Consider the following 24,117-nt stretch of genomic DNA (forward strand, 5'->3'; position numbering starts at 1 on the left):
TTTCCCCCGATTCGAGAAACTCCCTGTTACCCCGCCCTCGTGGCGGGGTTTTTTTTGCCTTCGCAGCAATATCCCTGTCTAATCACCCACTCGCCTTTTGGCCGTAACGCAGCAAGGTCATCATTTCCGACCAGTGAACACATTCTCGACCGGTAACCGCATGAAGCAAGCCACTTTTCCCGCCACGCCGTTGTTGACGGGCGCCGACGCCGAACAGAAGCGCCAGCAGATCCTCGACTACTTTCACGCCACCTTCGACCGCTACGAGCAATTGTTCGAAGTGCTGACCTGCGACGAGGCTTACTACGTCAAACCGATTGCGCTGCGTCATCCGCTGATTTTCTACTTCGGCCATACCGCCACTTTTTTTATCAACAAGCTGGTCCTGGCCGGCTTGATCGAGCAGCGTATCAACCCGGGTTTCGAGTCGATGTTCGCCATCGGGGTCGATGAAATGAGCTGGGACGACCTCAGTGATCAGCGTTACGACTGGCCGCGTGTCGATGAGGTGCGCGCCTATCGGCAAAGCGTGCGCGCCACGGTCGACCGGATAATTCGCACAAAATCGCTAACGCTGCCCATCGGCTGGGAAGATCCGTTCTGGATCATCATCATGGGCATCGAGCATGAGCGCATCCACCTCGAAACCTCGTCGGTGCTAATCCGCCAGCATCAGCTCAAATACGTGCAGAAGCATCCGGCCTGGGCGCCCTGCCGCGATTGCGGGCCGGCGCCGGAGAACGCGCTGGTCGACATTCCCGCCGCCGAACTGCGCCTCGGCCGCGACCGAGGCGACCCGAAAATCTACGGCTGGGACAACGAATTCGGCCGTCACGAGGCGTCGACCGCAGCCTTCCAGGCCAGCCGTTATCTGGTGTCGAACCACGAGTTTCTCGCCTTCGTCGAGGCCGGCGGCTATGCCGACGATTCACTGTGGCCGGAGGAAGGTTTGGCCTGGAAGAAATTCGCCAAGGCCGAGCACCCGACTTTCTGGATCAAGGATGGCACGCAATGGCGCCTGCGCCTGATGCTCGAAGAAATCGCCATGCCTTGGGACTGGCCAGTCGAAACCAATTATCACGAGGCCAAGGCTTTCTGTAACTGGAAGGCACGCGAGAGTGGTCAGACCGTGCGTCTGCCGAGCGAGGATGAATGGCATGCACTGCGCCAGTTCGCCGGCATTGCCGACCTGCCCGACGAGTTGCACGCCAGCCCGCCAGCCAACATCGGCCTGAGCCATGAGGCGTCGAGCTGCCCGGTCAATCGTTTTGCGCACGGCCCGCTCTTCGACGTCATCGGCAATGTCTGGCAATGGCTGGAAACGCCGATCTACCCGTTCGCCGGCTTTGAAGTCCATCCGATTTACGACGATTTCACGACGCCGACTTTCGACGAGCGCCACAACCTGTTCAAGGGCGGCTCGTGGATTTCCTGCGGCAACGAAGCGGCACCGGTATCGCGCTACGCCTTCCGCCGCCACTTCTTCCAGCACGCCGGTTTCCGCTATGTCGTGGCCGATGCGATGGCAACCCAGCCGACTTCACACTACGAAACCGACCGGCTGATTTCGGAATACATCGAATTCCATTACGGCGACGACTATTTTGGCGTCGCCAATTTCCCGAAAACACTGGCCCAACTGGCCATCGAAACGATGGGCGACAAGCCGGCCGGCAAGGCGCTCGATCTCGGCTGCGCCACCGGCCGGGCGACTTTTGAGCTGGCCCGCCATTTCGACCAGGTCACCGGCATCGACTTCTCGGCCCGCTTCATCGGCGTTGGCACGCAACTGGCGGAACAAGGCCGGCTGCGCTACACGCTGACCGAAGAAGGCGAACTGGTCAGCTACAAGGAATGCTCACTGGGCGCACTGGGCTTGAGCGACGTGGCGGCCAAGGTTGAGTTCTTCCAGGGCGATGCTTGTAACCTGAAACCGGTTTTCTCAGGCTACGACCTTATCCTGGCCGCCAACCTGATCGACCGCCTGTACAGCCCGGCGCTCTTCCTCAAAACCGTCCATGAACGCCTGAACCCGGGCGGTTTGCTGATGCTGACCTCGCCCTACACCTGGCTGCCGGAACACACCAAACGCGAGGAATGGATTGGCGGTTTCAAGAAGGATGGCGAGAACGTGACAACCTTCGATGGCCTGAAAGCCATGCTGGGCGAGCATTTCCGCCTGGTGCGCGGGCCCGAATCGGTGCCTTTCGTCATTCGTGAAACGAAACGCAAATTCCAGCACACGCTGTCGGAAGTCACCGTCTGGGAGCGAATTTAGCCGACTGATACGGCCTGATAACCTCAGGCCGCTTCGCCAAACCAGTTGGCACCGAGGCAGGCGCGCAGGGCCAGCCGTGCCCGGTGCAGTTGTACCCAGCAGTTGTTGGTAGTGATGCCCAGGGTCTGGCAGATTTCGTCGGTATCGAAACCAAGCACTTCGCGCATGGTGAAAATCCGTCCACTGGCTTCCGGCAGGCGATAAAGACAGGCCTCGAAAACCTCCCAGAACTGCTTGTTTTCCATGGCCTGCTGCGGCGTTTCCCATTCTGATGGGCGGGTGTCTTCGGCCCAGTGCTCGCGGTCGTTGAAATAGCCTTGCAAATTTTCATCATTTTCCGGGTTGACCGTCGCATTCTCGCGAACACGACCACGCAGCACATCGACGATCTTGTTTTTGAGGATGGAGAGTACCCAGGTGCGCAGCGATGAACGCGACGCGAACTTTTCGCGTCCGCCCAGGGCGCCGGCCAGCGCCTCCTGCACGGCATCCTCGGCCTGCGCCTGGTTGCGTAGCTGCATGTCGGCGAAACGCAACATGTCGCGGCGCAGGCTTGTGAGAAACTCAGGGTCGTGCAAGGGGTCAGAAGCCATGGCAACTCGATCAGGTTATGGCGAAGAATCATACTTTAAAAAAAATTTGTAAGGTTTTTATGACCGCCCCGACTAATTGAGCAGGCCACCAAGCCGGACACGTAAAACAGGAACTGAAATGATCAGCTGCAAGGAATCCACCCGCCTCGCCTCGTTACAACTGGAACGCAAACTCAGCTTATGGGAGCGCGTCCAGTTTCGGTTTCACCTGGCGTTTTGTGTGGGTTGCCGAAGGGCTGAAAAGCAGTTCGAGTTCATGCGTCAGGCGACGAGTGCCTGGATGAGTCACAAAGACTGATCCAACCAACCTCAATCTCAACGGAGAAAATCATGAAAAAACATAATCTAGTTTCCCTCGCTGTCGGTTCCGCCTTCGCCGCCATTGCCCTGACCCCGATCGCCCACGCCGCCGAAAACCCGTTTGGCGCGACCAAGCTCGAAGCCGGTTATCAGCTGGCCCAGGCCGACACCAAGATGAAGGACGGCAAGTGTGGCGAAGCCAAATGCGGTGCCGACAAGAAGGCCGCTGGCGAAAAGAAGATGAAGGACGGCAAGTGCGGCGAAGCCAAGTGCGGCGCTGACAAGAAGGCGGCCGGCGAAAAGAAGATGAAGGATGGCAAGTGCGGCGAGGCCAAGTGCGGCGCTGACAAGAAGTAATTTCTGCATCCGGCCGGCGGTGCAGGCTCTGGCCTGCCCGTCGCCCCCTTGCCAGGAGCAAGAGCATGACACATCGTCCCCTTCGCGGCGCCGGTCTCGGCTTTCGCCGTGAGTTGATCGCCCCGCTCAAATCGCAGGTTCCGGAAGACATCGCCTTCTTCGAACTCGCCCCGGAAAACTGGGCGGGCATGGGCGGCAGGTCTGGCAAGGATTTGCGCCATTTCACCGAACGCCATCCTTTCGTCTGTCACGGCCTATCGCTGTCGCTCGGTGGCATTGCGCCGCTGGACGTTGCGCTGCTCCGCCGGATCAAGGCCTTCATGGCCGAACACGGCGTCAGCCTCTACACCGAGCACCTCTCGTGGTGCGCCGACGACAGCCATCTCTACGACCTGTTGCCGATCCCGATGACCGAAGAAGCCGTCAAATGGACCGCAGACCGCATCAGGCAGGCGCAGGACATCCTGGAAATGCGCATCGGCATCGAAAACGCCTCGTACTACGTCGCCCCGCCCGGCGCCGACATGAGCGAAACCGAATTCATCAGCCACATCATTCGCGAAGCCGACTGCCTGCTCCATCTCGATGTGAACAACATCTACGTGAACAGCCGGAATTTCGGCTTCGACCCGGTCGACTTCATGACCGCGCTGCCGCTCGAACGCACCTGCTACATCCACGTCGCCGGCCACTACGTCGAGCCGGACGGCCTGCTCGTCGACACGCACGGCACCGAGGTCATCGACCCGGTCTGGTCGCTGCTCGAAACCGCCTACCGGCACACCGGCAACGTGCCGACCTGCCTGGAGCGCGATTTCAATATTCCCGATCTTTCCCGGTTGACCGCAGAAGTCCGCACCATCGCCCGCCTGCAGTCGGCAATCCCGGCGACAGAAGCAAAGGCTGCATGATGAGCACCCCGGATTTCCAGGATTTCCAGCGCGCCTTCGGGCGGCATATTCGCGACCCGCGACAAGCCCCCCGGCCGGCCGGCGTTCCGGCCCGCCGCATGGCCGTTTACAACGAATTGCTGTTCAACAATATCTGCGGCTTTCTCGACAGCTGCTTCCCGGTCAGCCGTGAAACGCTAGGTGAAAAACGCTGGCGCCGCCTGAACCGCAGCTTCTTCCGCGACTGGCCAAGCCACACGCCATGGTTCCGCGAGATACCGCGCGAATTCGTCCGCTATCTGGCCGAGGCAGAAATCAGCCAGCCGCTCCCCGCCTGGCTGGCCGAGCTGGCGCATTACGAATGGGCCGAACTGGCGCTCGACATCATGGATGTAGCGACACCCGCACACGACCCGGCCGGCAATCTGCTGACCAAGCCGGTCGCCCTAAACCCGACAATGCTGAGCCTGACCTACACCTGGCCAGTACACCGCATCGGCCCGGATTACCGGCCGCGCAAGCCGCAGCCGACCTGCCTTGCCGTCTACCGCGACGCCGACGACGAGGTGCAATTCAGCCAGATCAACGCCGTCACCAGTCGCCTGCTGAGCCTGCTCGCCGCTACACCGACCACCGGCGAAGCCGCCATCCGCCAGATCGCCACCGAACTGCAACACCCCGCCCCCGAACAACTCCTCGCCCACGGCGCCGCGCTGCTCGACGATCTGCACCGGCAGGGTATCGTGCTGGGCAGTTTGATCAGCGCGATTTCGTTGTCCTGAGCGGGTTTTATTAGACAACAATCGGCCACGAGCAATCGCTGACCACTGTTTTCTCAAGCGGACAATCGACTACTGCGTGTATGCTTCCGGCGTTATTCGGTTCGGGCACCGGTGAAAATTCGAGCCTGGCCCCTTTGATTTTGTTGCCGTCTGTCTCCTACGACGTGCGGCAACACTCAGAAGCCCCAACCCAGCCATCAGCAGCACGTAGGATTCCGGTTCCGGAACGGCGGCTACATCGCCAGGACGAACAGCCCAGGCAAAGGATGAATTGCCTTGATAGCTACTGCGCTGGTTTCCTTTGTCGGTATAGAAGCGCCACGCATTGGGTGCCGGATTCTGCGAGGCCGCCGTACCCGACCAATAACTGAAACCCTGGAGATTCTTGACCGGCCCTAAGTTATTCTGACCATAAGTCTTGCCATTGCCGAAAATACCATAATCCGATTGTGCGATACCACTAGACGAGAGAAAACCCTTTAAACCCAAGTTCACGTAGTACATATAGCCCATTTCGCTATGTGGGCTGGTGATGTTGTAGCCAACATCAGTGCTGCCGTTGTCCGCGAAGATGTAGTTCCAGTTCGCTCCATTCACCGGGCTATTGCTGGCCAGTCGCCAGTCGCTGTAGTTGACGTTGCGCACGCTGTCGTAAAAAGTCAGATTCGCCGCCCAGGTGTTGGCCGCATTCCAGTCCATCAATCCGTCGTTATCGTAACCACTGGTCTTGGCGTAGTTGGCATCCTGCAGCCACGTAACGTTAAGTACGTCATCGTAGAGCAGACCGCCACCACGGTCGTTTAACGCCGCTTGCGCGGCACCACTTGCTAGGACCAGAACAACAAATATCGCGAGTGCCATTTGTTTCACTGCAACCTCTCCCTGACCAGATTTCCTAAGCAATTATGGAATTCAAATATTACGAAGCATTCAGTCTCAATGGATATTTTGTAGCCCGATTAGATTATTTGAAGGCCATGTCGAGTAATCGTAGTCAAGTGTCCCGCCTACGCTGCATTGCTGTCGCTGGAGTCTAAAAAACGGAGCTGTAGCAACGGGCACCTTTGAGCCATTCAGCCGATGTGATCGAACAGCCAGCAGCACGAATTCTCCACGGCTGAAGCCATTACCCGTTGCCTTGTAAGTTTTTCGCCACCCCCGCGACTAATGATTACCCCACCTCAACGGAGAATAATCATGAAAACCATCCAGCTTCTCGCCGGCCTTGCCCTCGCAGCCTCCGCCAGCCTCGCCGTCGCCCTCGACATCCAGCCCTACTCGCCTGAATCGCTGGCGGCCAAACAGAAAGCTGGCGAAGCTGTCGCCCTGCATTTCCACGCCGACTGGTGTCCAACCTGCCGTGCGCAGGAAAAGGTGTTCAACGGCTGGAAGGGCGACGCCGCGGTGCCCGGCACGCTGCTCATCGTCAATTACGACAAGGAGCGCGAACTCAAGCGCCAGCTTGGCGTGCGCACGCAGTCGACGGTGATTGCCTACAAGGGCGGCAAGGAAACCGGGCGACTGGCCGGTGATACTGACCCGAAGGCGCTGCGCGCCGTGCTCGAGAGCACGAAGTAGGCATCATGGACATCCCCCTCGCCCATCTCGGGCTGAGCCTCATCGCCGGCAGCCTGACAACACTGTCGCCCTGCGTCTTTCCCATTCTGCCACTGGTGCTTGGCGGTGCCGTGCAGGCCAACCGGCTGGCGCCGCTGGCCATGGGCGCCGGCATGGCGATTTCGTTTGCCTTGATCGGCATCGTCCTCGGCGCCCTCGGCCCGGCGCTCGGCATCGATTCGGACAGCGTGCGGCTGTTCGGCGCCTGGATGTTGATCACCTTCGGCCTCGTCATGCTGGTGCCGGTGCTCAACCGCCGTTTCACCGAATGGATGCTGCCCATCGCCTCGAGCGCCAATGCGGCTTCGGCCAAGCTCGACGGCGGCTCGCTGGGCGGCGCGTTGCTGCTCGGCGGCGTGCTCGGGCTGGTCTGGAGCCCGTGTTCCGGCCCATTGCTCGCCTCGGCGCTGACGCTGGTCGCCAGCGAGGGCGGTGCGCTGCGCGGCGGGGTCATTCTCGGCCTGTTCGGGATTGGTGCGGCGATTCCGCTGGTCGCGGTCGCCTACGCTTCGCGCAAGGGCTTCAATGCGGCAAGGGGCTGGGTGTTGCAGCGTATCGACGGGATCAAGAAAGCCTTCGGCGTGATCATCCTGCTCACCGGTATCGCCATCCTGTCCGGCGCCGACAAATGGCTGGAAGCGCAGGTGGTAAACGTGCTGCCGGATGCCTGGGTGCGGGCGACAACGCTGTTCTGAGCGGCGTCAGAATTGGTTACAAATTATGCAAACGACCGCCACAGACGCCGCTGGCCGCGCCCGATAAAGTGAATTCGTCCTCACCCCCAAAGGAGACATCACAATGGAAAAGACGAAGCGCAAACTCAAGAAGTTTTTCAAACTGGACAAGCTCGGGCAGCGCATTGCCCACGCCAGCAAGGCTTTCGACCAGCAACGCAAGGAACGCCTGTTGCGCAACTACGAGCGGCAGATGATGCTGCTCAGCTAGCCCTCTCGTTCCGGAACCGGGATTCCACGGTCAACCGGAAAAAATGACCAAAAATGAAATGGCGCGCTCACCCCGCGCCATTTTTCATGCGCTGGCGACGGGCGCTTGCGCTTCGTTGAGGATGCGAACTTCGCGCTGCGGGAAAGGAATGGAAACGCCGTTTTCCTTGAAGGCGCGCCAGATGGCGAAGTTGATGTCGGAGATGACATTGCCCTTGCCCTTTTCCGGGTCGTCGATCCAGAAGCCGAGTTCGAGATTGATGCTGCTGTCGGCAAACTGGGTCAGGAAAACCTTGGGCGGCGGCTCTGCCAGCACGCGTTCCTGAGCGGCGGCGGCTTCGGTCATCAGACGGACAGCCAGATCGAGATCGCTGTCGTAAGCGACGCCAACCGTGGTGGTCAGACGCAACTGGGCGTCGGAATAGGTCTGGTTCTGCACCGTGCTGCTGATCAGCGTTTCGTTCGGCACGATGAACTCGCTGCCGCCCGGATTCTTGAGCACGGTGTAGCGCGTCGTGATCTGCGTCACCTCGCCGGCATCGGTGCCGACCTGGACGACGTTGCCGATGCTGATCGAACGGTCGAGCAGGATGATGAAGCCGGAAACGTAATTGCTGGCGATCTTCTGCAGGCCGAAACCGAGGCCGACGCCGAGGGCGCCGGTGAATACCGAGAGCGCTGTCATGTCGATGCCGACCAGCCCGAGGCTGGTCAGGATGGCGATGACCGTCAGGCCGGCCTTGGCAACGCGGACGCCGACGATGCGCAGGTTGGCGTCGATGGTCTGGACGCGCATCAGCCTGGCTTCGATGACGCCGGCGATCCACAGCGCGAAGACGACGGTCAGGAAAATGGTCGCCACGCCGCGCAGCACGGTCCACAAATCGACGTGCTGCTTGCCGATATGAAACTCCACCGACTCCATGGCCTCGATGACGAATGGGGCCAGATCGGTGATGTAGAGCGCCAGCCAGCCCCAGACGATGGCCGCGATGATGCGTTCCCAGGTAGTCAGCCAGGTGGCTCGCGGAAAAGCCTGACGGAGCACGAAAATAACGCTGCGCACGAGGGCCATCGAGCCGAGCAGCGGCATGGCCAGCTTGAGCAGATTGACGTGAATGAGCGAACCGAGCGTGGCGATGGCGATGCCGGTCAGGACCATACCGGTGAGCGGGAAAGCCAGACGGGAGCTGGCGTCGGACAGGCGGCCGGCCCCCTCTTCGTGGCGGCCGCGCCACCAGCGGGCGATCAGCGCGGCGAGGCCGATACAGGCAACCAGCGCGACGACCTGCCAGACGAAATCCGGATCGCGAAAATCCGCTACCAGGTCGTTGATCAGGCGCAAGGCCTGGCTTTTTTCGCTCATGCCTTCTTTTCCAGCGCCGCGGCGAAGAAGCCGTCGGTGTTGTGCTGATTGGGCAGCAGACGCAGCATGTCGCCGTCGAAGGCGATGCCTTGCTTGGCGAGAATGGCCGAGGCCGGAACCAGCGTGAAATCAGGATGCTTGGCCAGGAAAGCAGCGACGATGTCGTCGTTCTCCGCGGTCAACAGGCTGCAGGTGGCATAAACCAGACGGCCGCCCGGGCGGACCATGGTCGATGCGGCTTCGAGAATCGACAGCTGCTTGACGGTCAGTTCGGCCACCGAGGCTTCGTCCTGACGCCACTTGAGGTCAGGATTGCGGCGCAGCGTGCCGAGGCCGGAACACGGCGCATCGACCAGCACGCGGTCGGCCTTGCCGGCCAGACGCTTGATCTTGGTGTCGCGCTCATGCTCGATGCGGGCCGGATGGACATTGGACAGACCGGAACGGGCCAAACGCGGCTTGAGATTGGCCAGGCGCTTGTCGGAGACATCGTAGGCATAGAGCCGGCCGGTATTGCGCATCAGGGCGCCGAGCAGCAGCGTCTTGCCGCCGGCGCCGGCGCAGAAATCGACGACCATTTCGCCGCGCTTCGGTTCGAGCAGGTAGCCGAGCAACTGGCTGCCTTCGTCCTGCACTTCGACGGCGCCTTCGATGAACAGCGGATGCTTGGCCAGCGCTGGCTTGTCGCGCAAGCGGACGGCGATCGGCGAGAGCGGGCCGGGCATGGCGGCGATGTCGTCGGCGGCCAGCTTGGCCAGCACGTCTTCGCGATTTGCTTTGAGCGTATTGACGCGCAGGTCGAGCGGCGCCGGCTGGTTGAGGGCGTGGGCCAGGGCCAGCGTTTGCTCGGCGCCGAACTGGGCTTCGAGGCGGTTGTACAGCCAGTCCGGCAGGTCGCAGCGAACAGCCGGCGGGAAGTCGGCTTCCGGCATGGCTTTGGCGGCGGCCAACCATTCTTCTTCGCTGGCCTTCAACACCGGGGCGAGTTCACGCTGGCTCCAGCCGCGGGTAACGGCCAAGGCGACGAGCAAACGGCGACGGTCGGAGAGCTTGCCAGCGCAGCGCGCTTCGAGGCTGCGCCCACGGCGCAGCACGGCAAAAACCGTCTCGGCGACGAAAGCGCGGTCGGCGTGGCCGAGCTCGCGATGCTCGCGGAAATAGCGCGAAACGACAGCGTCAGCCGGGTAATCGAAGCGCAGCAGCAGGCCGAGAACGGCTTCGGCGTGGGCAAACAGGGCGGGTGTGAAGCGGGCTTTCATGGTGATCCTATTTCAGTCGCGACTTGCTCGAAGATGTCGCCTTTTTTATCGGTGTAGCGAATTTTAACCGGTAGGCGGTGACGGTCGAGGGCAATCCAGATTTCGGTGACCGTATCGCCCATCGCCCGCAGGTGCAGCGTGCGGAAATGGCCGGCCGGGATGTCGATTTCCTCTTCGCCCAGCGAGTCGAGGGCGAAACGGTCGTATTTCTTGCCGGTGACGACGCCGACCGTCGCCCCGTCTTCCGGCTTGCGCAGGTAGGCGAGCTGGTAGTTGAGCGACAGGATGTCTTGCGAGCCGGGGCTGACCGGCTGCACGGCGCCGCTGCGCGACAGGCGGACTTCGGCGGTCAACCAGTCGAAATCGGCGTTTTCATTGGCGTCCTTGCCGTTCTTGCGCGTCCGGTAGGTTTCCGGCTGCAGGCCGCCGGCGACCAGCCGACCGCTGCTTTCGTTCTCGAAAACGAGCGGCTTGAAGAGAGCAACCAAACCGCTCGTTTCGGTCATGCCGGTCAGCCGGTAACGGCCGTCCTCGGTGAATTCCCAGCTGTGTTCGGCGCGGCCGATCTGGAATCCCTGCGTGCCGTAATAGATGACGAAACGCATGCGGCCTTTGGCCGGCAGCAGGGGTTTGGCCGGCTCCTGCTCCTTCGTTGCCACGACCACAGAATCAACGGCTGGCCCTAGGGTCGACGGCAAATTCGGGGCAATTTCGGAAGGCTTGGTTTCCGGCGCCGGCGCCACGGTTTCGGCCGTTGGCGAAGGCTTGGCGGAGGCCAGCGGGGCTGGCTTGGCGGGTTTCGGGCGAGGTTTGACGACCGGCTTTTGTTCGGCTGCCGGCGGCGGAGGTGGCGGCTGCAACTCGGCGCGCAGGGGAACCGGCTCATCCGCCCCGCCGAAGATCTCGACATCGGTGCCGAACAGCGCTGCGGCATGAATGCCGAGCGAAGCGGCGAGCGCGATGACGAGGGCGAGCGGCACGACCAGTCAGCGGATTTCGGGAGAGATCAGCACGGGCGGCTCGGCCAGTTCGGCGGCGATCCGGACGCGACCGTTTTCCAGCGTCAGCTTGTCTTCGATAAACCAGCGCACGGCTTGCGGGTAAACAAGGTGCTCCTGGCGCAGGACGCGGGCCGACAAGCTGGCCTCGTCGTCGCCATCGAGCACCGGTACGGCGGCCTGGATGATGACCGGACCATGATCGAGGGCCGGCGTGACGAAATGCACGGTGCAGCCGTGGATGCGCACGCCTTCTTCAAGCGCCCGCTGGTGCGTGTGCAGGCCGGGGAAGGACGGCAGCAGCGAGGGATGGATGTTGATCAGCCGACCTTCGTAGTGACGGACGAAACCGTCGGACAGGATGCGCATGAATCCGGCAAGAACGACGAGGTCGGGTTCGAATTCGTCGATGCATTGGGCCAGCCGGCTGTCGAAAGCCTCGCGCCCGGCAAAGGCCTTGTGATTGATGAAGTGCGTCGTGATGCCCGATTTTGCCGCTGTTTCGAGCCCCTCGGCCTCGACCCGGTTGCTGATCACGGCGACGATATTGACGGGCAGCGTTCCGGCGTCGCGGGCGGCGATCAGCGCCTCCATGTTGCTGCCACGGCCGGAAATCAGGATGACGATCTTCTTCATTTCAAAAAACTCACGGGTAAAAAGATGGCGCTGGCCACGGACTGGCTCAGCCGGGAAAAAGTGCGGCCATTGCGGTCGGCGACGACCTTGGCCATGAAATCGAGGAGGCCCATGACGCGGCCGAATTCGCGCTCGTAGGAAAGGTTGCGGTTGGTCGGGTCGAGCTCGTTGGAGAGCAGGAACAGTTCGCCGGCTGCATTGCGGTCGTGGCCCAGCTTCCAGATCGCGACATCCATGTTGCGGGCGCTGTTGTAGAGCTTCATTTCGTTGAGGCTGTCGAGGATGTAGAACTCGTCCTTGTGCTCGAAGGCGGCGTCGACCATGCTGAGCAGCCCGAACATCAGGGCCATGACGCGGTCGCCGGCATACACCTCGGTGAACGCCAGCGAAGCCACCGCCCCCTCGCGCAGGCCGGTGAACTCCGGCCAGCTACGGAACTGGCGCTGGCGCAGGCGCTCGACTGCGGCCTCACGACTGACGGCGCCACTCTTCTTCCATTCCTTCGGATTGCGTTTGTAGAGCTTGTCGGCAATCAGCAGCAGGCCAGTGACCACCTCGGCACGATTGGTATCGGCGATGCGGTCGACTTCCGATTTGAGCAGATATTTCGGGTCGACCGTGGATTCCGTCCGGCCGGCCTTGTCCATCTTCGTCGTGCAGGCCGCCAACGTCAGCACGAGGATGACGGCCAGCCAGCGCATCAGGCTTCCTTGCTCTTCAGGTAGCCCCAGCCGATGGGGATGAGCGAGGAAACGATGATGCCGATGATAATCACCGACAGATTGGCCTTGACCCACGGCATGTTGCCCAGCCAGTAGCCGGCCACACACAGCGAAACGACCCAGCCAACGGCGCCGATCAGGTTGAATATCGTGAAACGCGCATAGGTCATCGAGCCGATGCCGGCGACGAAGGGCGCGAAGGTCCGGAACAACGGCAGGAAGCGCGAAATGATCAGCGTCTTGCCGCCATGTTTTTCATAAAAGGCGTGCGTCTTGATCAGCGCGTCGCGGTTGAAGAAACGCGAATTTTCCCACTGGAAAACCTTGGGCCCGAGAAAACGGCCGATCTGGTAGTTGACCGTGTTACCGAGCACCGCCGCCGCAATCAGCACGCCCATCAGCGTGAAGATATCCATGCCCCCCTCGCCGATGGCAGCCAGCGCACCAGCCACGAAAAGCAGCGAATCGCCCGGCAGAAAGGGCGTCACAACGAACCCGGTTTCGGCGAAGATGATGAAGAACAGGATGCCGTAGATCCACAGCCCGTACTCCAGCACCATCACGGCCAGATGCTTGTCGAGGTGAAGGACGATATCGATGAATTGGGTGAGGAGTTCCATGCGGGGCGCCGGGGTTTGAATGACGGCGCATTTTACCTCATGGCAGGTTAGAGACTGTGACGGAGGATTTTGCATCAGCTCCCCAGGACGGCAAACAAAATTCCCCTTTCGACCGGCACCATGTCGCCATATAATGAAGCTATAAAACCCATCACATGAGGAGAAACCATGTCAAAACCCATCACCGGAATGCTTGGCAAGGCCGCAAAAGGCCGGCAACCGTCGATGTCCGTGGCGGAAATCGCAAACACCGCACTCGCCCCAAAAGGCCGCGGGATCAAGCGCCAACGCGCAGGAACCGCCAAGGCTTTCGTTGTCCAGCCCACGAACTTTGTGGTGGGCATGGCTGCGTCAGAGCAAGTTCGCGTTAGTCGAATTGGCCTGCCTGCGAGCACAGTCGATGTCATGGCCAAGCGGCTCGGCATGTCTCGCACCCTATTTCTCGGCGAGATCGACATGAAGCAGAGCACGATTGAACGCCGCCTTGCCGAGAACAAGCTGCTCACCACGACAGAAACCGATCGCCTGTACCGCGTCGAAAAAGTCCTGGCTCGTGCTACCGAGGTCCTTGAGGACGAAGCCGCAGCCACCGCCTGGATACAGCATCGAATCCGTTCTCTCGGCGGCGTCACCCCGCTTTCCCTGCTCGATACCGACGCCGGCGTGGATCTCGTCATGGATACACTCGGCCGGATCGAATATGGCATCGCGGCATGACCGTCAATCTTTGGCGAATTGCCAAGAACACGGCTCAGTATCAAGCTAACGACATGTCCGGCGGTGGTGCCAAGACCGTTGGCGGCCGCTGGAACTCGAAAGGCAGCGCAGTCATCTACACCTCGCCGACAATCGCCCTGGCTACCCTTGAGACCCTTGCCCATATCGGTGATGAAATCGCCGCGCGCAATCGCTTCCTGATCCAGATTGAAGTACCGGACGATGTTTGGAAGGCGCGAGAAACACTGGATGTCACCAGGCTCGACCCGAGCTGGGTTTCGGAACCCCCCGGGCTGGCCACCATCTCGCCTGGCGATGCCTGGATCAAAGGGAATACCGCAGCTCTCCTGGAAGTACCCTCTGTCATCATTCATGAGGAATTCAACGTACTCATCAATCCAGCACATACCGATGCAGTGAGGATCAAGGCCAGCGTGATCAGACAGTTTGTATACGACCCTCGCCTCTAGGCTTGGGTGCGTTCATCTATTGCCAAAGTCCTGAAGTTGAAGATTGGACCGTGGCTACGAAGCCATTTCTGAAACCGCGGGCCGACCTCTTGGCATCGTCGACCGCGCCTCCGCTGGTGCAATCTGGGATAATTCGGGCATGCCGACCATCGCCCGCCTCCCCGACCTGCTGATCAGCCAGATTGCCGCTGGCGAAGTGGTCGAAAGACCTGCCTCCGTCCTCAAGGAACTCCTCGAAAACAGCCTCGACGCCGGCAGCAACGCGATTCAGGTGCATCTCGAAGAAGGTGGCGTCAAGCTGATCCGCATCACCGATGACGGCTGCGGCATCGCAAAAGATGAACTGGCGCTGGCCCTGACCCGGCACGCTACTTCGAAGATTTCCAGCCTTGACGACCTTGAGCGCGTCGGCACCCTTGGCTTTCGTGGTGAGGCGCTGGCTTCGGTCGCTTCCGTCGCCCGCCTGAGCATCACCAGTCGCGAACGCGGCGCGGCGCATGCCTGGAAACTGCGCGGCGAGCCGGGGGCAGAGCCCGAACCCGCCGCCCTGATGGCCGGCACCGTCGTCGAAATGCGCGACCTTTACTTCAACACCCCGGCCCGCCGCAAGTTTTTGAAATCGGAAAGCACCGAATTCGCCCACTGCGCCGACGCCGTCAAGCGCCTGGCGCTGACCCGGCCGGATGTGGCGATCAGCCTGACCCACAACGGCCGCAACCTGTTCCAGCTTGCCCCGGCCGACGCGCCACGGCGCATCGCCGACATTCTCGGCGACGATTTTCTCGGTGCCGCCCGCGCTGTCGATGCCGGCGCCGGCCCTTTGGCTATCGTCGGTTTCGCCATCGACCCGACGCGCGCCACCGATGCCAAGGATGGCCAGTACGTCTTCGTCAACGGCCGTTTCGTGCGCGACAAGGTGATCAGCCACGCCCTGCGCGAAGCCTATCGCGACGTGCTGCACGGCAGCCGCCAGCCGGCTGTCTGTCTGTTCGTGAACATCGACCCGGCGCTGGTCGACGTCAACGTCCACCCGGCCAAGACCGAAGTCCGCTTCCGCGATTCGCGCGCCATGCACCAGTTCGTCTTCCACGCCATCCAGCGTACGCTGGCCGCGCCGGTGCAGGCCGAAGCAGTGCCGGCGCTGGTTGAGCGCAGCGCAGCGAGCGGCGAAGCCCCGACTTCCACGGTCAACCGGGAATATCGGCCAAATTCCGAATACGCCCCGCCGCTCCGTCATCAAGGCAGCCTCGGCGTCGCCGAACCGGCCGCCGCGGCCTACCTCGCCTTCGCCCGCGCAGCCCAACAGGTCACGCCGTCGTCCGCCGGCCCGGCCACAACATTTCAATTTCAGCCCAATTTTCCGGTTGACCGTGGCAATGACAGCCCGCAGCCCGACAGCGCCGGCCCGCCGCTCGGCTACGCCCTGGCCCAGTTGCACGGCATCTACATCCTGGCCCAGAACGCCCGCGGCCTAATCCTCATCGACATGCACGCGGCGCACGAGCGCATCCTCTACGAAAGGCTCAAAACCGCCTTCGACAACCGCCAGATCGCCACCCAGGCGCTGCTCATCCCGGCCGTCTTCTCGGCCGACCCGCTCGACATCGCCGCCGTCGAAGAACACGCCGAGGCGCTGGCCGATCTCGGCTTCCAGATCGCGCCGCTCGGCCCCAATCAGCTTGGCGTGCGCGCCGTCCCCGCCCTGCTCCAATCTGGCGACCCCGCCGCCCTGGCCAAGTCACTGATCGCCGAACTGCGCGAGCACGGCATCACCCAACTCGCCACCGCCCGGCGCAACGAACTGCTCGCTACCATGGCTTGCCATGGCGCCGTCCGCGCCCGCCGCTTGCTCACCGTCCCGGAAATGAACGCCCTGCTCCGCCAGATGGAAGAAACCGAACGCGCCGGCCAGTGCAACCACGGCCGACCGACGTGGACGGAACTATCACTCAACGATCTCGACAAACTGTTTCTGCGCGGGCAATAATTCGGCGGCCTCAAACCCGTCCCGGCCCGCGCCCCCATGATCTCATCCCTCAGGCAGTTACTCCGACCTTCCTCGGCAACCCCCGGTGGACGTCGCAACTTCCTGATCGGTTTGGGACTCCTCGCCCTCCTGACCTACATCGGGCTCATTGCCGGTGGCCTGAAAGTGGCACTGGACCGTGAAAACGAGTTCACCCTGCGCAACCTCGACAATCTAGCCCGTGTTCTGGAGGCACATGCCCATAACACTGTGGACAAGATCGACACCGTGCTGCTGGCCAGCCAACTACGCCTGAATACCACGCTGGCCGGCGAATCCGCGGATGCGGCTGCGATCAATGCCGCGCTGGCCAGCTATCTGGCGCTGATCGCCAGCGAATCGCAAAGCCTGCGCGTGGCCAATGCCGAGGGCAACTTCACGCATGACGCTTCGGGCAAGATCGCCAGCGTCCACATTCGCGACCGCGACTACTTCCAGCGCAATCGCGATGGCGCCAGCGCGCTGGTCGTCTCCGAGCCGCTCTTTGCCAAGATCACCAGCAACTGGGTAATCACTCTGAGCCGCCGCCTCAATGACCGGCAAGGTCATTTCGCCGGCCTCGTCCAGGCGGCGGTGCGGGCCGATCATTTTCAGGAGTTCTTCACCAGCCTCAAGCTCGGCCCGGGCCAGAGCGTTGCCCTGGTCGACCGCGAACGCCGGCTGATCGCCCGTTACCCGGCCGCCCCCGAGCGCCAGGGCAAAGTCCTCGAAAATACACCACTGACAGCGCTGATCGCCGACCAGCAGGGGTATGGCAGCTTCACCCACCGCTCGTCGGTTGACGACATCAAGCGGCTCTATGTCGCCCGTCAGGTCGCCCACTACCCGTTGTACGTGGTGATCGGGCACGCGCCCAGCAACTATCTGGCCAACTGGTACCAGCAAGTCCAGTGGTCAGTCCTCAGCACGCTGCTGCTGGCCTTCGTTCTGGGTGGCTGGATCGCTGTCTGGCTGCGCACCTACGACCGGGCGCATGCGCTGGCGCAAGACATGACCCGGGCCTACGAGAACACCACGCGGCAAACCCGCGCCCTCCTCGACAGCCTGCCCGACCCGGCCTGGCTGAGCGACCGCCAGCAATGTCTGATCGCCGTCAACGACGCCTACGCGCGGGCCTGCGGCAAGCCGGCCGACACCCTGCCCGGGCAGACCGTGGCTGCCATCTGGCCGGCTGAAGCCGCCGAACCGCTGGTCCGGCAGGATACCCTCGCGCTGTCCGAACAACGCCAACAGCGGCGGACCGACACGCAGCAACTGGCCGACGGCGAGATCCGTCATTTCGAGTTCATCTCGACCCCGGTCCTCGACGAACGCGGCGAACTGACCGGCGTCGCCGGCGTTGCCCGCGACATCACGCAACTGCATCAGGACCAGGAGCGCATCCGCTACCTGGCCGAACACGACCAGCTGACCCGGCTCCCCAACCGGAGCATGCTGGCCGATCTGATGTCACAGGCGCTGGCGCTGACCTTCGGCACGCAAGCCGAGGTCGCCCTGATGTTCCTTGACCTCGACCATTTCAAGAACGTCAACGACACGCTCGGCCACGAGATCGGCGACCAGTTGCTGCGCGAGGCAGCCCAGCGCCTGAGCCGCAGCCTCGATGCGCGCGACACGGTCAGCCGTCAGGGCGGCGACGAATTCGCCATGCTCATCCAGGGCTACGGTTCGCCCTCACGTCTGGCCAGCATCGCCCAACGACTGATCGACGCACTGGGCGAGCCCTTTATGGTGGCCGGACACGAATTGCGGGTTGGCGCCAGCATCGGCATCAGCACCTACCCAGAGGACGGCAAGGACATCGGCAGCCTGCTGAAGAACGCCGACACCGCGATGTACCAGGCCAAGGCCGCCGGCGGCAACGCCTACCGTTTCTTTACGCCCGAAATGAACACCCGCATCTCCGAACGGGTGATGCTCGAAAACTCCCTGCGCCGGGCCTTGCGCGGCCAGGACATCTACCTCAATTACCAGCCACAGGTCGACGCCCAAAGTGGCCGCCTGATCGGCCTCGAAGCGCTGGTCCGCTGGAACCACCCGGAAAAAGGCAACATCCCGCCCGCCCGCTTCATCCCCATCGCCGAGGAAAGCAATCTGATCAACCAGATCGGCGACTGGGTGCTGCGCGAAGCCTGTCGGCAAACCCGCCAGTGGCAGGACCAGGGCCTGCCGCCCGTGGTCATGGCGGTCAACCTGTCCGCTGTTCAGTTGCGCCAGGCCAACCTCGCCCAACGGATCATCGCCATCCTCGCCGAGACGGGTCTGGAGCCCTGCTGGCTCGAGCTGGAAATCACCGAAAGCGCCTTCATCCACGACACCGAGCGCATCGTCGCCGTGCTCGACGAACTAAGCGCCCTGGGCATCAAGCTGTCAATCGACGATTTCGGCACCGGCTACTCGAGCCTCGGCTACCTCAAGCGTCTGCCCTTCGACCGCATCAAGATCGACCAGTCCTTCGTCCGCGAATTGCCGGGCGACACCGACGACGTCGCCATCGTCCGGGCGATCATCGCCATCGCCGACAGCCTGCAAAAGGAGGTCATTGCCGAAGGCGTCGAACAGGCCCACCAGGCCGCCTTCCTGCTCGATCACGGCTGCCGCCTGATGCAGGGCTACCACTTCGGCCGCCCGACCTCGGCGGTCGCCATCGAAGCCGTCTTGCTGCACGGCGGATACCTCCCGATGCGGCCCGTCGACACTGCCGTTTGATGCCCGTAAATTTCATCGCTGTCCGCTCTGCGCAAAGCCGATACCACGGTCAACCGGAAAATTGGTCAAAAAATGAAATCCGGCGCCGGCTCGACCTCCCGCCACCATGCAAACAACATGCTTGCATCCCATTTGAAAAGTTCGTAGGCTGCTGATCAGCCCCTCTTTTTTGAGGGGAAGCGCTCCATGATGGCCGGCTGCTTCGCCGGCAGACTTTCGACCGAGGGAGGCTTCCATGCTCAATCTGTTTTCCATCTCCGGTTTCGGACGCCGCAATGCATGGCGGCTGTTTTTTGCGCTTCTGCTAATGGCCGGGTTGAATGCCTGCGGAAAATCCAGCGCCCCGCTCGAGACATCGGTGGAAGCCGCACCGCCGCCACCGCCACCGGCCGCCACCGCAGAGCCGCCACCCGCTGCCAAGAATGGCGGCACGACGCACCCCGAGACAGCGGCCATTGGCCGCGAATCGCCGCCGATCCCGCATTTCGACTGGCCGCCGCCCAAGGCTTCGGCCGAAGAGTCGATACCCGACAAATGGCTGCGCACCGGCCCGGCAACGCGGCTGGCCGACGTTGCCGACAAGTTCGAGAAGGCCTTGCGTCTGGCCCACTACGAGCAGCGGAGCTATTACGCCGTGCCGCGCGGTTTTGCACTGGCGACCCAACTTGAGCAGATCAAGGCCGATGGCACGCCGATGCCCGGGGCGGATCGCTGGAAGATCGGCACGCCGTCGGTAAGCAATCTGTCGCTGGCCAGTTTCATCAAGGCCCTGGCCTTTGCGCCGGCCGGTTATTACCGGGCAATTGTCTTCGTGGTGACCGACGCACCCTGGGTGCAGTCCGCCACAGTTCCGAGTGATGAACAGATCAGGAGCTGGGCCGGTGGCGGAGCGCACGCGCTGCCGGCGTCCATCGGCGCCTTGCCGTATGGCGCTGACTATCGCGCCCGCGCCCTTATCTACGAGTTCGAGAAGGGCGAATCCGGCCCGGCGAAAACCCTGCTGCCCAGCCCGGTTTCCGGAGAAGCCCATCTCGACAAGGGGGGCATCTGGGAACCCCTGAGCATCCTTTGAACGTAGAGCGCGCACATGGCTAATCCCGTCTTCATCAGCTACCGGCGCAGCGACACGACGGGTGAGGCCGGGCGGCTGGCCGATTCGCTCGAAAACCTGCTCGGCGCGGCCTGCGTCTTTCGCGATGCCGACGATATTCCGGCCGGCGAGGATTTCGAGGTCTTTTTGCAGCGCGAACTGGCCGGGACCGAGGTCACCGTCGTCCTCATCGGCAAGAAATGGTTGGCCGAACTGAACCACCGACTCAACCAGCCAAACCCTGACTTCGTGCGCATCGAGATCGCCACCGCGCTAAAACTCGGCAAGCGGGTCATCCCGGTTTTGCTCCAGGGCGCCGAATTGCCGAGTGCGGCGTCCCTGCCCGACGATCTGCGCGCCCTCGTCAATCGCCAAGCCATCAACCTGCGCGACGAGGCGTGGATCGCCGATGCCGGCCGCCTCGCCGACGCCATCGGCCGTCCCTACGACTGGCGGCGGCTGATGCTGCGCGCCTTGATTTTCATTGTCGCGGCGGTGGTGGCCACCAAATACGCCATCGGCGCCCTGGCCCCGAACGCCGACAACCAGCTTGAACTGGCGCGTGGCGTCATCGTCAGCCTGCTGGCGCTCTATACCGGCGTCGAAGGTTTCCTGTGGTGGAAACGCAAAAAGCGGGTGACGTAATTTGACGAGGCAAATGGCGTCCATTTTGCTCTGGCTGTCCGGCGCGCTGACCATCGGCCTGTTCATCGCCATGGCCGTCCACTCGGCGCCATTGTCACCGGGCATTCCGGCGCTGCAATTCACCTTTGACGAGGCGGCCTTCAAGGCCATTCTTGCCCAGTGGGGCCCGGATGGTATCGAGCTTTTCCGCCGCCATTTGCGCATCGACTTTCCGGTGCTCGCCAGCTACGGCCTCTTCGGCTACCTGCTCGTCCGCTACGGTTGCCTTTTCCGGCAACTCGACCAGGCGACCCGGCGCCTTTCGAGCTGGACCATGCCAGGTGCCGCAGTGCTCGATGCCATCGAAAACCTGCTTCACCTCCAGTTGATTTCCGATACGACAAGCCACGCCCCGGCCGTCTACCTGATCGCCGGCCTGGTGGCGACCGGCAAATGGTTGCTGATCGCCAATTTCATGACCGGGGCCCTATACCTGCTGGCCACCAAATGGCGCAAAGGCTGCGAGAAATGACGCCAGCCAGGGAATCCCACGGTCGACCGGAAATTTTGGCCAAAATTGAAAGGTCTGACGGCCAGCAATAACCAGTACCACCCTGCTCGCGCCAACCGGCGCCACCGCAAAACAAGCGCTGACAGCGCACAAAACCACACATCGTTACAGCCAATCATCGGCTGCGCCGCCTAAAATACCGGCGATGTTCGTGTCCCATCCCTCTCCGGCCCGGCGAGCACCGCTTTTCGCGTTTGCTGCCTCGCTCCTGATTCATGCCCTGATCCTGATGATCCCCCGGCATGATCCGGACGAAGCCTCAAGTCCACCGCGCATGGAAGCCCGCCTGCGCAAGCCGGTATCGACCGAAACGGCGAGCGCTCCCGAGGCGCGCCAGAAGCCGGCGAAAATCAAGCCGGAACGCCCACGGTTGCTGACCACCAACAAGCGGAACAAAACCTCGGTGGCCAGTGCGCCGCAATGGACGGCGGCAGAGAAAACGGACATGAACCGCTTTCTCGACGAGCTCGACAACAACGCCAAATCCGCCCCCAAGCCGACACTGGCCCAGCGTTCAAAAGCCATGGCGCGCGAGGAAGCGTGGAAGCAGGCGCGGGAAGAATCCGCCGGCAGCGCCCTGCTCGACCTGCGCCCCAACGCCACCCCACCCGACCCGTTCAGTCTGGAAATGTACCTCGAAGGCATGCTTAGACGCCTCAATCGCAGCGCCAGCTTCGTCAAGAATGACCCGCGCGCCAAGGGCATGCATCCGGCTTCCATCGAGTTCAAGGTCAATCCGGACGGCACTATGAAGTCCTTCAAGGTCATCAATGCCGGCGATCAGGCCGACGAGATCGCCTTCGTCAAGGCCGTCGTCGAACGCTCCATCCCCTTCTCGCCCTTCCCGGTCGACCTCGACAGGGCGGCCCGCTCGCTGACCATGCGCATCTGCATCAATCCGGCCGGCTCCGGCGAAGGCGGCTTCGGCTTCACCCGGGCCAGCGGTCGGGCCTGCTGAGCCTCGCCGCCCGGCTCACTTGGTCAGATTGACCGCTTCCTCCGCCCAGCCAATCGCTTCGACCGAGGCCGACTCGATGGCTTCGAGCGAATAGCCCAGCTCGTCGGCCAGACGCGCGACGTTCTGGACACGGCCCTTTTCGACGGCGATGCTCAGCATCAGATAGCGCGCCAGCGGGCCACTGCTGTTGAGCAAAGCTTCGCTCAGCGCCGGCAGCAGATTGAGCTTGCCAACCACCGCACTCATCGGCAGGCCGAGCAAGCTGTCGAGCAGCGAAAGCAGGCCGAGCAGGAAGAATTCATCACACTCCAGCTTGCTGTGCTTCTCCTTACCGAGCAGTTCGAGGAAACGCCCGCGCGCCAGGGCGAGTTCGAGCAACACCTCGTCGCGCGGCGAGGCGGCGCCTGCGCGGAACATGCCGATCGACAGCCAGCGGTAGAGCTGTTCCCGGCCTAGCACCATGATGGCCTGATCAATGCTGGTCACCGGCTGCGCCAACCCAACCATCGGCGAGTTGGCCATGGCCATCACCTTGACGATGACGCCGGGGTCGCGTTTGGCAATCTGGGCGACGTCGGCCAGCTCTGCGTCCTTGCGCAGCTGGTTGAGCATTTCAATGAGGACCAGCTGGCTCTGGCCGATTTCCTTGGCCTGCAGCTCCTCGTCCGGCTCGGTGGTGAATGAGCCAAGGCAATAGGCAATGCCATGCGAAACGCAGTAACGATGCTCCGGCCAGCGCCTGACCTTGTCGGCAATCAGCTCAAGGCCGGGCTTTTCCTGGCGCAGGGAGCGCAGCAGAACCTCAAGACTGGACAAGGAAAGCGCCGAAAAATCGAGGAGTAGATAATCGGCGTGTTCGAGGATCGTTTGCCGATGCGTCACGATGTCGCCGGCGGCCAGCGCTATCCTCGCCCCGGCGCCATGAATGGCGGCGGCAACTGCGTTCCAGTCGTCGGATACCTTGGTGCCATCGGGCAGGGCGAGCAGAAAGGTCGTCATCGGGCCGATCAGCGGCGTGTAGTCGTGCTGCGTCCAGTCATCTTGGCTCAGTGGAATCAGCGCCAGGCGCCGTGCGGCGAAGGCCGCGACGTTGTTGGCGGTGAGGATTTCCAGCGTCGCCGAGGCATCGGCGACCTGCTCCGAATCCGGCCGGCGGGCTGAGAAACGGTAGCCGGCTATGCGTGTCCGGGCATCGATGATCTCGTCTCGCAGCAGAACCACCGGCGAAGCCTTGCGAACGGCGACAACTGGTGCCGAAATAACCTGGACATCGGGCGACGAACTGCCGCCTTTGATGGGTGCGGCTTCTTCGCCCCCCATACCGAAAACGCGTTTGATGAAACCGAACATGATGCCAAGCCCCGAGATGAAGGAATCGGCGGCCAGGCCTGTATTGCCCGGAACAAGCCGATTTAACAGAGACATTATATTCATCAAATCGACCGACAAACGGCGACACGGCAATTAGCTACTTTTCCCTTCGTTTTCCGCCGCCACTGCGCCAGACAAGCGCCATGACATGCGGCAATTTGACACATTCCGAAAGTATTAGATTTTCCTTATGATCACCCGGCCTGGCACCCCGTCCAG

At 62.1% G+C, this 24,117-nt stretch carries 26 protein-coding genes; 16 read left to right on the forward strand and 10 right to left on the reverse strand.

Annotated elements, in window-relative coordinates:
• Positions 1-160: 160 nt before the first annotated feature.
• The gene (ovoA, locus tag AC07TV_RS17130) at positions 161-2,278 is read left to right on the forward strand and encodes a 5-histidylcysteine sulfoxide synthase (protein WP_494649571.1); all 2,118 of its coding nucleotides are present in this window, start codon (positions 161-163) and stop codon (positions 2,276-2,278) included.
• A 23-nt stretch (positions 2,279-2,301) separates the two neighbouring features.
• On the opposite strand, the gene AC07TV_RS17135 is transcribed toward ovoA, so the two are convergent.
• Positions 2,302-2,871 (reverse strand): sigma-70 family RNA polymerase sigma factor, encoded by a 570-nt coding sequence (locus AC07TV_RS17135; protein WP_226497994.1) that lies wholly within the window; start codon positions 2,869-2,871, stop codon positions 2,302-2,304.
• Between the two features lie 118 nt (positions 2,872-2,989).
• Here AC07TV_RS17135 and AC07TV_RS17140 point away from each other — a divergent pair, with 118 nt between their 5' ends.
• The 4 genes from AC07TV_RS17140 (at position 2,990) to AC07TV_RS17155 (ending at position 5,200) form a co-directional block, all read left to right on the forward strand.
• Positions 2,990-3,169, forward strand: coding sequence for a zf-HC2 domain-containing protein (locus AC07TV_RS17140; protein ID WP_494649572.1), 180 nt, complete (start codon positions 2,990-2,992; stop codon positions 3,167-3,169).
• 32 nt (positions 3,170-3,201) lie between these two features.
• A complete protein-coding gene (locus tag AC07TV_RS17145) occupies positions 3,202-3,528 on the forward strand; it encodes an HvfA family oxazolone/thioamide-modified RiPP metallophore (RefSeq protein ID WP_494649573.1) in 327 nt (108 codons plus the stop codon).
• A 65-nt stretch (positions 3,529-3,593) separates the two neighbouring features.
• Positions 3,594-4,439: an HvfB family MNIO-type RiPP peptide maturase gene (locus tag AC07TV_RS17150; RefSeq protein WP_494649574.1), complete on the forward strand. Its 846-nt coding sequence runs from the start codon at positions 3,594-3,596 to the stop codon at positions 4,437-4,439.
• Entirely contained in the window at positions 4,436-5,200 is a 765-nt protein-coding gene (locus tag AC07TV_RS17155; RefSeq protein ID WP_494649575.1) for an HvfC family RiPP maturation protein, read from the forward strand. Before AC07TV_RS17150 ends, AC07TV_RS17155 begins: the two co-directional genes overlap by 4 nt.
• Positions 5,201-5,269: 69 nt before the next feature.
• On the opposite strand, the gene AC07TV_RS17160 is transcribed toward AC07TV_RS17155, so the two are convergent.
• A complete protein-coding gene (locus tag AC07TV_RS17160) occupies positions 5,270-6,061 on the reverse strand; it encodes a PEP-CTERM sorting domain-containing protein (RefSeq protein WP_494649576.1) in 792 nt (263 codons plus the stop codon).
• A 336-nt stretch (positions 6,062-6,397) separates the two neighbouring features.
• Here AC07TV_RS17160 and AC07TV_RS17165 point away from each other — a divergent pair, with 336 nt between their 5' ends.
• From AC07TV_RS17165 to AC07TV_RS17175, 3 genes are all read left to right on the forward strand, one after another.
• Positions 6,398-6,778, forward strand: a complete 381-nt coding sequence (locus AC07TV_RS17165; RefSeq protein ID WP_494649577.1) for a thioredoxin family protein — start codon at positions 6,398-6,400, stop codon at positions 6,776-6,778.
• A gap of 5 nt (positions 6,779-6,783) precedes the next feature.
• Positions 6,784-7,512, forward strand: a complete 729-nt coding sequence (locus tag AC07TV_RS17170; RefSeq protein WP_494649578.1) for a cytochrome c biogenesis CcdA family protein — start codon at positions 6,784-6,786, stop codon at positions 7,510-7,512.
• A gap of 103 nt (positions 7,513-7,615) precedes the next feature.
• Entirely contained in the window at positions 7,616-7,762 is a 147-nt protein-coding gene (locus tag AC07TV_RS17175) for a hypothetical protein (protein WP_226497987.1), read from the forward strand.
• An 84-nt stretch (positions 7,763-7,846) separates the two neighbouring features.
• Here AC07TV_RS17175 and AC07TV_RS17180 read toward each other — a convergent pair whose 3' ends face one another.
• The 6 genes from AC07TV_RS17180 to AC07TV_RS17205 are packed head-to-tail and all read right to left on the reverse strand — an operon-like array spanning position 7,847 to position 13,362.
• A complete protein-coding gene (locus tag AC07TV_RS17180; RefSeq protein WP_494649579.1) occupies positions 7,847-9,127 on the reverse strand; it encodes a mechanosensitive ion channel family protein in 1,281 nt (426 codons plus the stop codon).
• A complete protein-coding gene (locus tag AC07TV_RS17185; RefSeq protein WP_494649580.1) occupies positions 9,124-10,386 on the reverse strand; it encodes an RsmB/NOP family class I SAM-dependent RNA methyltransferase in 1,263 nt (420 codons plus the stop codon). The genes AC07TV_RS17180 and AC07TV_RS17185 overlap by 4 nt, the downstream gene beginning before the upstream one ends.
• Positions 10,383-11,366 carry a DUF3108 domain-containing protein gene (locus tag AC07TV_RS17190; RefSeq protein ID WP_494649581.1) on the reverse strand — a complete coding sequence of 328 codons (984 nt, stop codon included), beginning with the start codon at positions 11,364-11,366 and terminating at the stop codon, positions 10,383-10,385. Before AC07TV_RS17190 ends, AC07TV_RS17185 begins: the two co-directional genes overlap by 4 nt.
• A gap of 6 nt (positions 11,367-11,372) precedes the next feature.
• Positions 11,373-12,020, reverse strand: a complete 648-nt coding sequence (gene purN, locus AC07TV_RS17195) for a phosphoribosylglycinamide formyltransferase (RefSeq protein WP_494649582.1) — start codon at positions 12,018-12,020, stop codon at positions 11,373-11,375.
• On the reverse strand, positions 12,017-12,721 hold the full coding sequence (locus tag AC07TV_RS17200; protein WP_494649583.1) for a hypothetical protein: 705 nt from the start codon (positions 12,719-12,721) through the stop codon (positions 12,017-12,019). The genes purN and AC07TV_RS17200 overlap by 4 nt, the downstream gene beginning before the upstream one ends.
• Positions 12,721-13,362 (reverse strand): DedA family protein, encoded by a 642-nt coding sequence (locus AC07TV_RS17205; RefSeq protein ID WP_494649584.1) that lies wholly within the window; start codon positions 13,360-13,362, stop codon positions 12,721-12,723. The genes AC07TV_RS17200 and AC07TV_RS17205 overlap by 1 nt, the downstream gene beginning before the upstream one ends.
• Before the next feature lie 168 nt (positions 13,363-13,530).
• Between AC07TV_RS17205 and AC07TV_RS17210 the strand changes: the two genes are divergently transcribed.
• The 4 genes from AC07TV_RS17210 (at position 13,531) to AC07TV_RS17225 (ending at position 19,284) form a co-directional block, all read left to right on the forward strand.
• Complete coding sequence (locus AC07TV_RS17210) at positions 13,531-14,079, forward strand: Xre family toxin-antitoxin system antitoxin (protein WP_494649585.1); 549 nt, start codon at positions 13,531-13,533, stop codon at positions 14,077-14,079.
• A complete protein-coding gene (locus tag AC07TV_RS17215) occupies positions 14,076-14,549 on the forward strand; it encodes an RES family NAD+ phosphorylase (protein WP_494649586.1) in 474 nt (157 codons plus the stop codon). Before AC07TV_RS17210 ends, AC07TV_RS17215 begins: the two co-directional genes overlap by 4 nt.
• Positions 14,550-14,688: 139 nt before the next feature.
• Complete coding sequence (gene mutL / locus AC07TV_RS17220) at positions 14,689-16,536, forward strand: DNA mismatch repair endonuclease MutL (RefSeq protein ID WP_494649640.1); 1,848 nt, start codon at positions 14,689-14,691, stop codon at positions 16,534-16,536.
• A 36-nt stretch (positions 16,537-16,572) separates the two neighbouring features.
• Positions 16,573-19,284 (forward strand): bifunctional diguanylate cyclase/phosphodiesterase, encoded by a 2,712-nt coding sequence (locus tag AC07TV_RS17225; protein WP_494649587.1) that lies wholly within the window; start codon positions 16,573-16,575, stop codon positions 19,282-19,284.
• A 12-nt stretch (positions 19,285-19,296) separates the two neighbouring features.
• Here AC07TV_RS17225 and AC07TV_RS17230 read toward each other — a convergent pair whose 3' ends face one another.
• The gene (locus tag AC07TV_RS17230) at positions 19,297-19,521 is read right to left on the reverse strand and encodes a hypothetical protein (RefSeq protein WP_494649588.1); all 225 of its coding nucleotides are present in this window, start codon (positions 19,519-19,521) and stop codon (positions 19,297-19,299) included.
• On the opposite strand from AC07TV_RS17230, the gene AC07TV_RS17235 reads away from it, so the two are divergent.
• From AC07TV_RS17235 to AC07TV_RS17250, 4 genes are all read left to right on the forward strand, one after another.
• A complete protein-coding gene (locus AC07TV_RS17235; RefSeq protein WP_494649589.1) occupies positions 19,520-20,356 on the forward strand; it encodes a hypothetical protein in 837 nt (278 codons plus the stop codon). The genes AC07TV_RS17230 and AC07TV_RS17235 overlap by 2 nt on opposite strands.
• Positions 20,357-20,371: 15 nt before the next feature.
• Entirely contained in the window at positions 20,372-21,019 is a 648-nt protein-coding gene (locus tag AC07TV_RS17240) for a toll/interleukin-1 receptor domain-containing protein (RefSeq protein WP_494649590.1), read from the forward strand.
• A 13-nt stretch (positions 21,020-21,032) separates the two neighbouring features.
• Complete coding sequence (locus AC07TV_RS17245; RefSeq protein ID WP_494649591.1) at positions 21,033-21,530, forward strand: hypothetical protein; 498 nt, start codon at positions 21,033-21,035, stop codon at positions 21,528-21,530.
• 184 nt (positions 21,531-21,714) lie between these two features.
• Positions 21,715-22,527 (forward strand): hypothetical protein, encoded by an 813-nt coding sequence (locus tag AC07TV_RS17250; protein ID WP_494649592.1) that lies wholly within the window; start codon positions 21,715-21,717, stop codon positions 22,525-22,527.
• Positions 22,528-22,542: 15 nt separating this feature from the next.
• On the opposite strand, the gene AC07TV_RS17255 is transcribed toward AC07TV_RS17250, so the two are convergent.
• Positions 22,543-23,952 carry an EAL and HDOD domain-containing protein gene (locus tag AC07TV_RS17255; protein ID WP_494649593.1) on the reverse strand — a complete coding sequence of 470 codons (1,410 nt, stop codon included), beginning with the start codon at positions 23,950-23,952 and terminating at the stop codon, positions 22,543-22,545.
• Positions 23,953-24,117: the final 165 nt, after the last annotated feature.

It is taken from the genome of Azonexus sp. GW821-FHT04F04 (assembly GCF_059420025.1).

Excerpts from the sequence above, each read along its gene's own strand:
- ovoA (WP_494649571.1), top strand. The coding sequence starts at position 161 with ATGAAGCAAGCCACTTTTCCCGCCACGCCGTTGTTGACGGGCGCCGAC.
- AC07TV_RS17135 (WP_226497994.1), bottom strand. The coding sequence starts at position 2,871 with ATGGCTTCTGACCCCTTGCACGACCCTGAGTTTCTCACAAGCCTGCGC.
- AC07TV_RS17140 (WP_494649572.1), top strand. The coding sequence starts at position 2,990 with ATGATCAGCTGCAAGGAATCCACCCGCCTCGCCTCGTTACAACTGGAA.
- AC07TV_RS17145 (WP_494649573.1), top strand. The coding sequence starts at position 3,202 with ATGAAAAAACATAATCTAGTTTCCCTCGCTGTCGGTTCCGCCTTCGCC.
- AC07TV_RS17150 (WP_494649574.1), top strand. The coding sequence starts at position 3,594 with ATGACACATCGTCCCCTTCGCGGCGCCGGTCTCGGCTTTCGCCGTGAG.
- AC07TV_RS17155 (WP_494649575.1), top strand. The coding sequence starts at position 4,436 with ATGATGAGCACCCCGGATTTCCAGGATTTCCAGCGCGCCTTCGGGCGG.
- AC07TV_RS17160 (WP_494649576.1), bottom strand. The coding sequence starts at position 6,061 with ATGGCACTCGCGATATTTGTTGTTCTGGTCCTAGCAAGTGGTGCCGCG.
- AC07TV_RS17165 (WP_494649577.1), top strand. The coding sequence starts at position 6,398 with ATGAAAACCATCCAGCTTCTCGCCGGCCTTGCCCTCGCAGCCTCCGCC.
- AC07TV_RS17170 (WP_494649578.1), top strand. The coding sequence starts at position 6,784 with ATGGACATCCCCCTCGCCCATCTCGGGCTGAGCCTCATCGCCGGCAGC.
- AC07TV_RS17175 (WP_226497987.1), top strand. The coding sequence starts at position 7,616 with ATGGAAAAGACGAAGCGCAAACTCAAGAAGTTTTTCAAACTGGACAAG.
- AC07TV_RS17180 (WP_494649579.1), bottom strand. The coding sequence starts at position 9,127 with ATGAGCGAAAAAAGCCAGGCCTTGCGCCTGATCAACGACCTGGTAGCG.
- AC07TV_RS17185 (WP_494649580.1), bottom strand. The coding sequence starts at position 10,386 with ATGAAAGCCCGCTTCACACCCGCCCTGTTTGCCCACGCCGAAGCCGTT.
- purN (WP_494649582.1), bottom strand. The coding sequence starts at position 12,020 with ATGAAGAAGATCGTCATCCTGATTTCCGGCCGTGGCAGCAACATGGAG.
- AC07TV_RS17200 (WP_494649583.1), bottom strand. The coding sequence starts at position 12,721 with ATGCGCTGGCTGGCCGTCATCCTCGTGCTGACGTTGGCGGCCTGCACG.
- AC07TV_RS17205 (WP_494649584.1), bottom strand. The coding sequence starts at position 13,362 with ATGGAACTCCTCACCCAATTCATCGATATCGTCCTTCACCTCGACAAG.
- AC07TV_RS17210 (WP_494649585.1), top strand. The coding sequence starts at position 13,531 with ATGTCAAAACCCATCACCGGAATGCTTGGCAAGGCCGCAAAAGGCCGG.
- AC07TV_RS17215 (WP_494649586.1), top strand. The coding sequence starts at position 14,076 with ATGACCGTCAATCTTTGGCGAATTGCCAAGAACACGGCTCAGTATCAA.
- mutL (WP_494649640.1), top strand. The coding sequence starts at position 14,689 with ATGCCGACCATCGCCCGCCTCCCCGACCTGCTGATCAGCCAGATTGCC.
- AC07TV_RS17225 (WP_494649587.1), top strand. The coding sequence starts at position 16,573 with ATGATCTCATCCCTCAGGCAGTTACTCCGACCTTCCTCGGCAACCCCC.
- AC07TV_RS17235 (WP_494649589.1), top strand. The coding sequence starts at position 19,520 with ATGCTCAATCTGTTTTCCATCTCCGGTTTCGGACGCCGCAATGCATGG.
- AC07TV_RS17230 (WP_494649588.1), bottom strand. The coding sequence starts at position 19,521 with ATGGAAGCCTCCCTCGGTCGAAAGTCTGCCGGCGAAGCAGCCGGCCAT.
- AC07TV_RS17240 (WP_494649590.1), top strand. The coding sequence starts at position 20,372 with ATGGCTAATCCCGTCTTCATCAGCTACCGGCGCAGCGACACGACGGGT.
- AC07TV_RS17245 (WP_494649591.1), top strand. The coding sequence starts at position 21,033 with ATGGCGTCCATTTTGCTCTGGCTGTCCGGCGCGCTGACCATCGGCCTG.
- AC07TV_RS17250 (WP_494649592.1), top strand. The coding sequence starts at position 21,715 with ATGTTCGTGTCCCATCCCTCTCCGGCCCGGCGAGCACCGCTTTTCGCG.
- AC07TV_RS17255 (WP_494649593.1), bottom strand. The coding sequence starts at position 23,952 with ATGTCTCTGTTAAATCGGCTTGTTCCGGGCAATACAGGCCTGGCCGCC.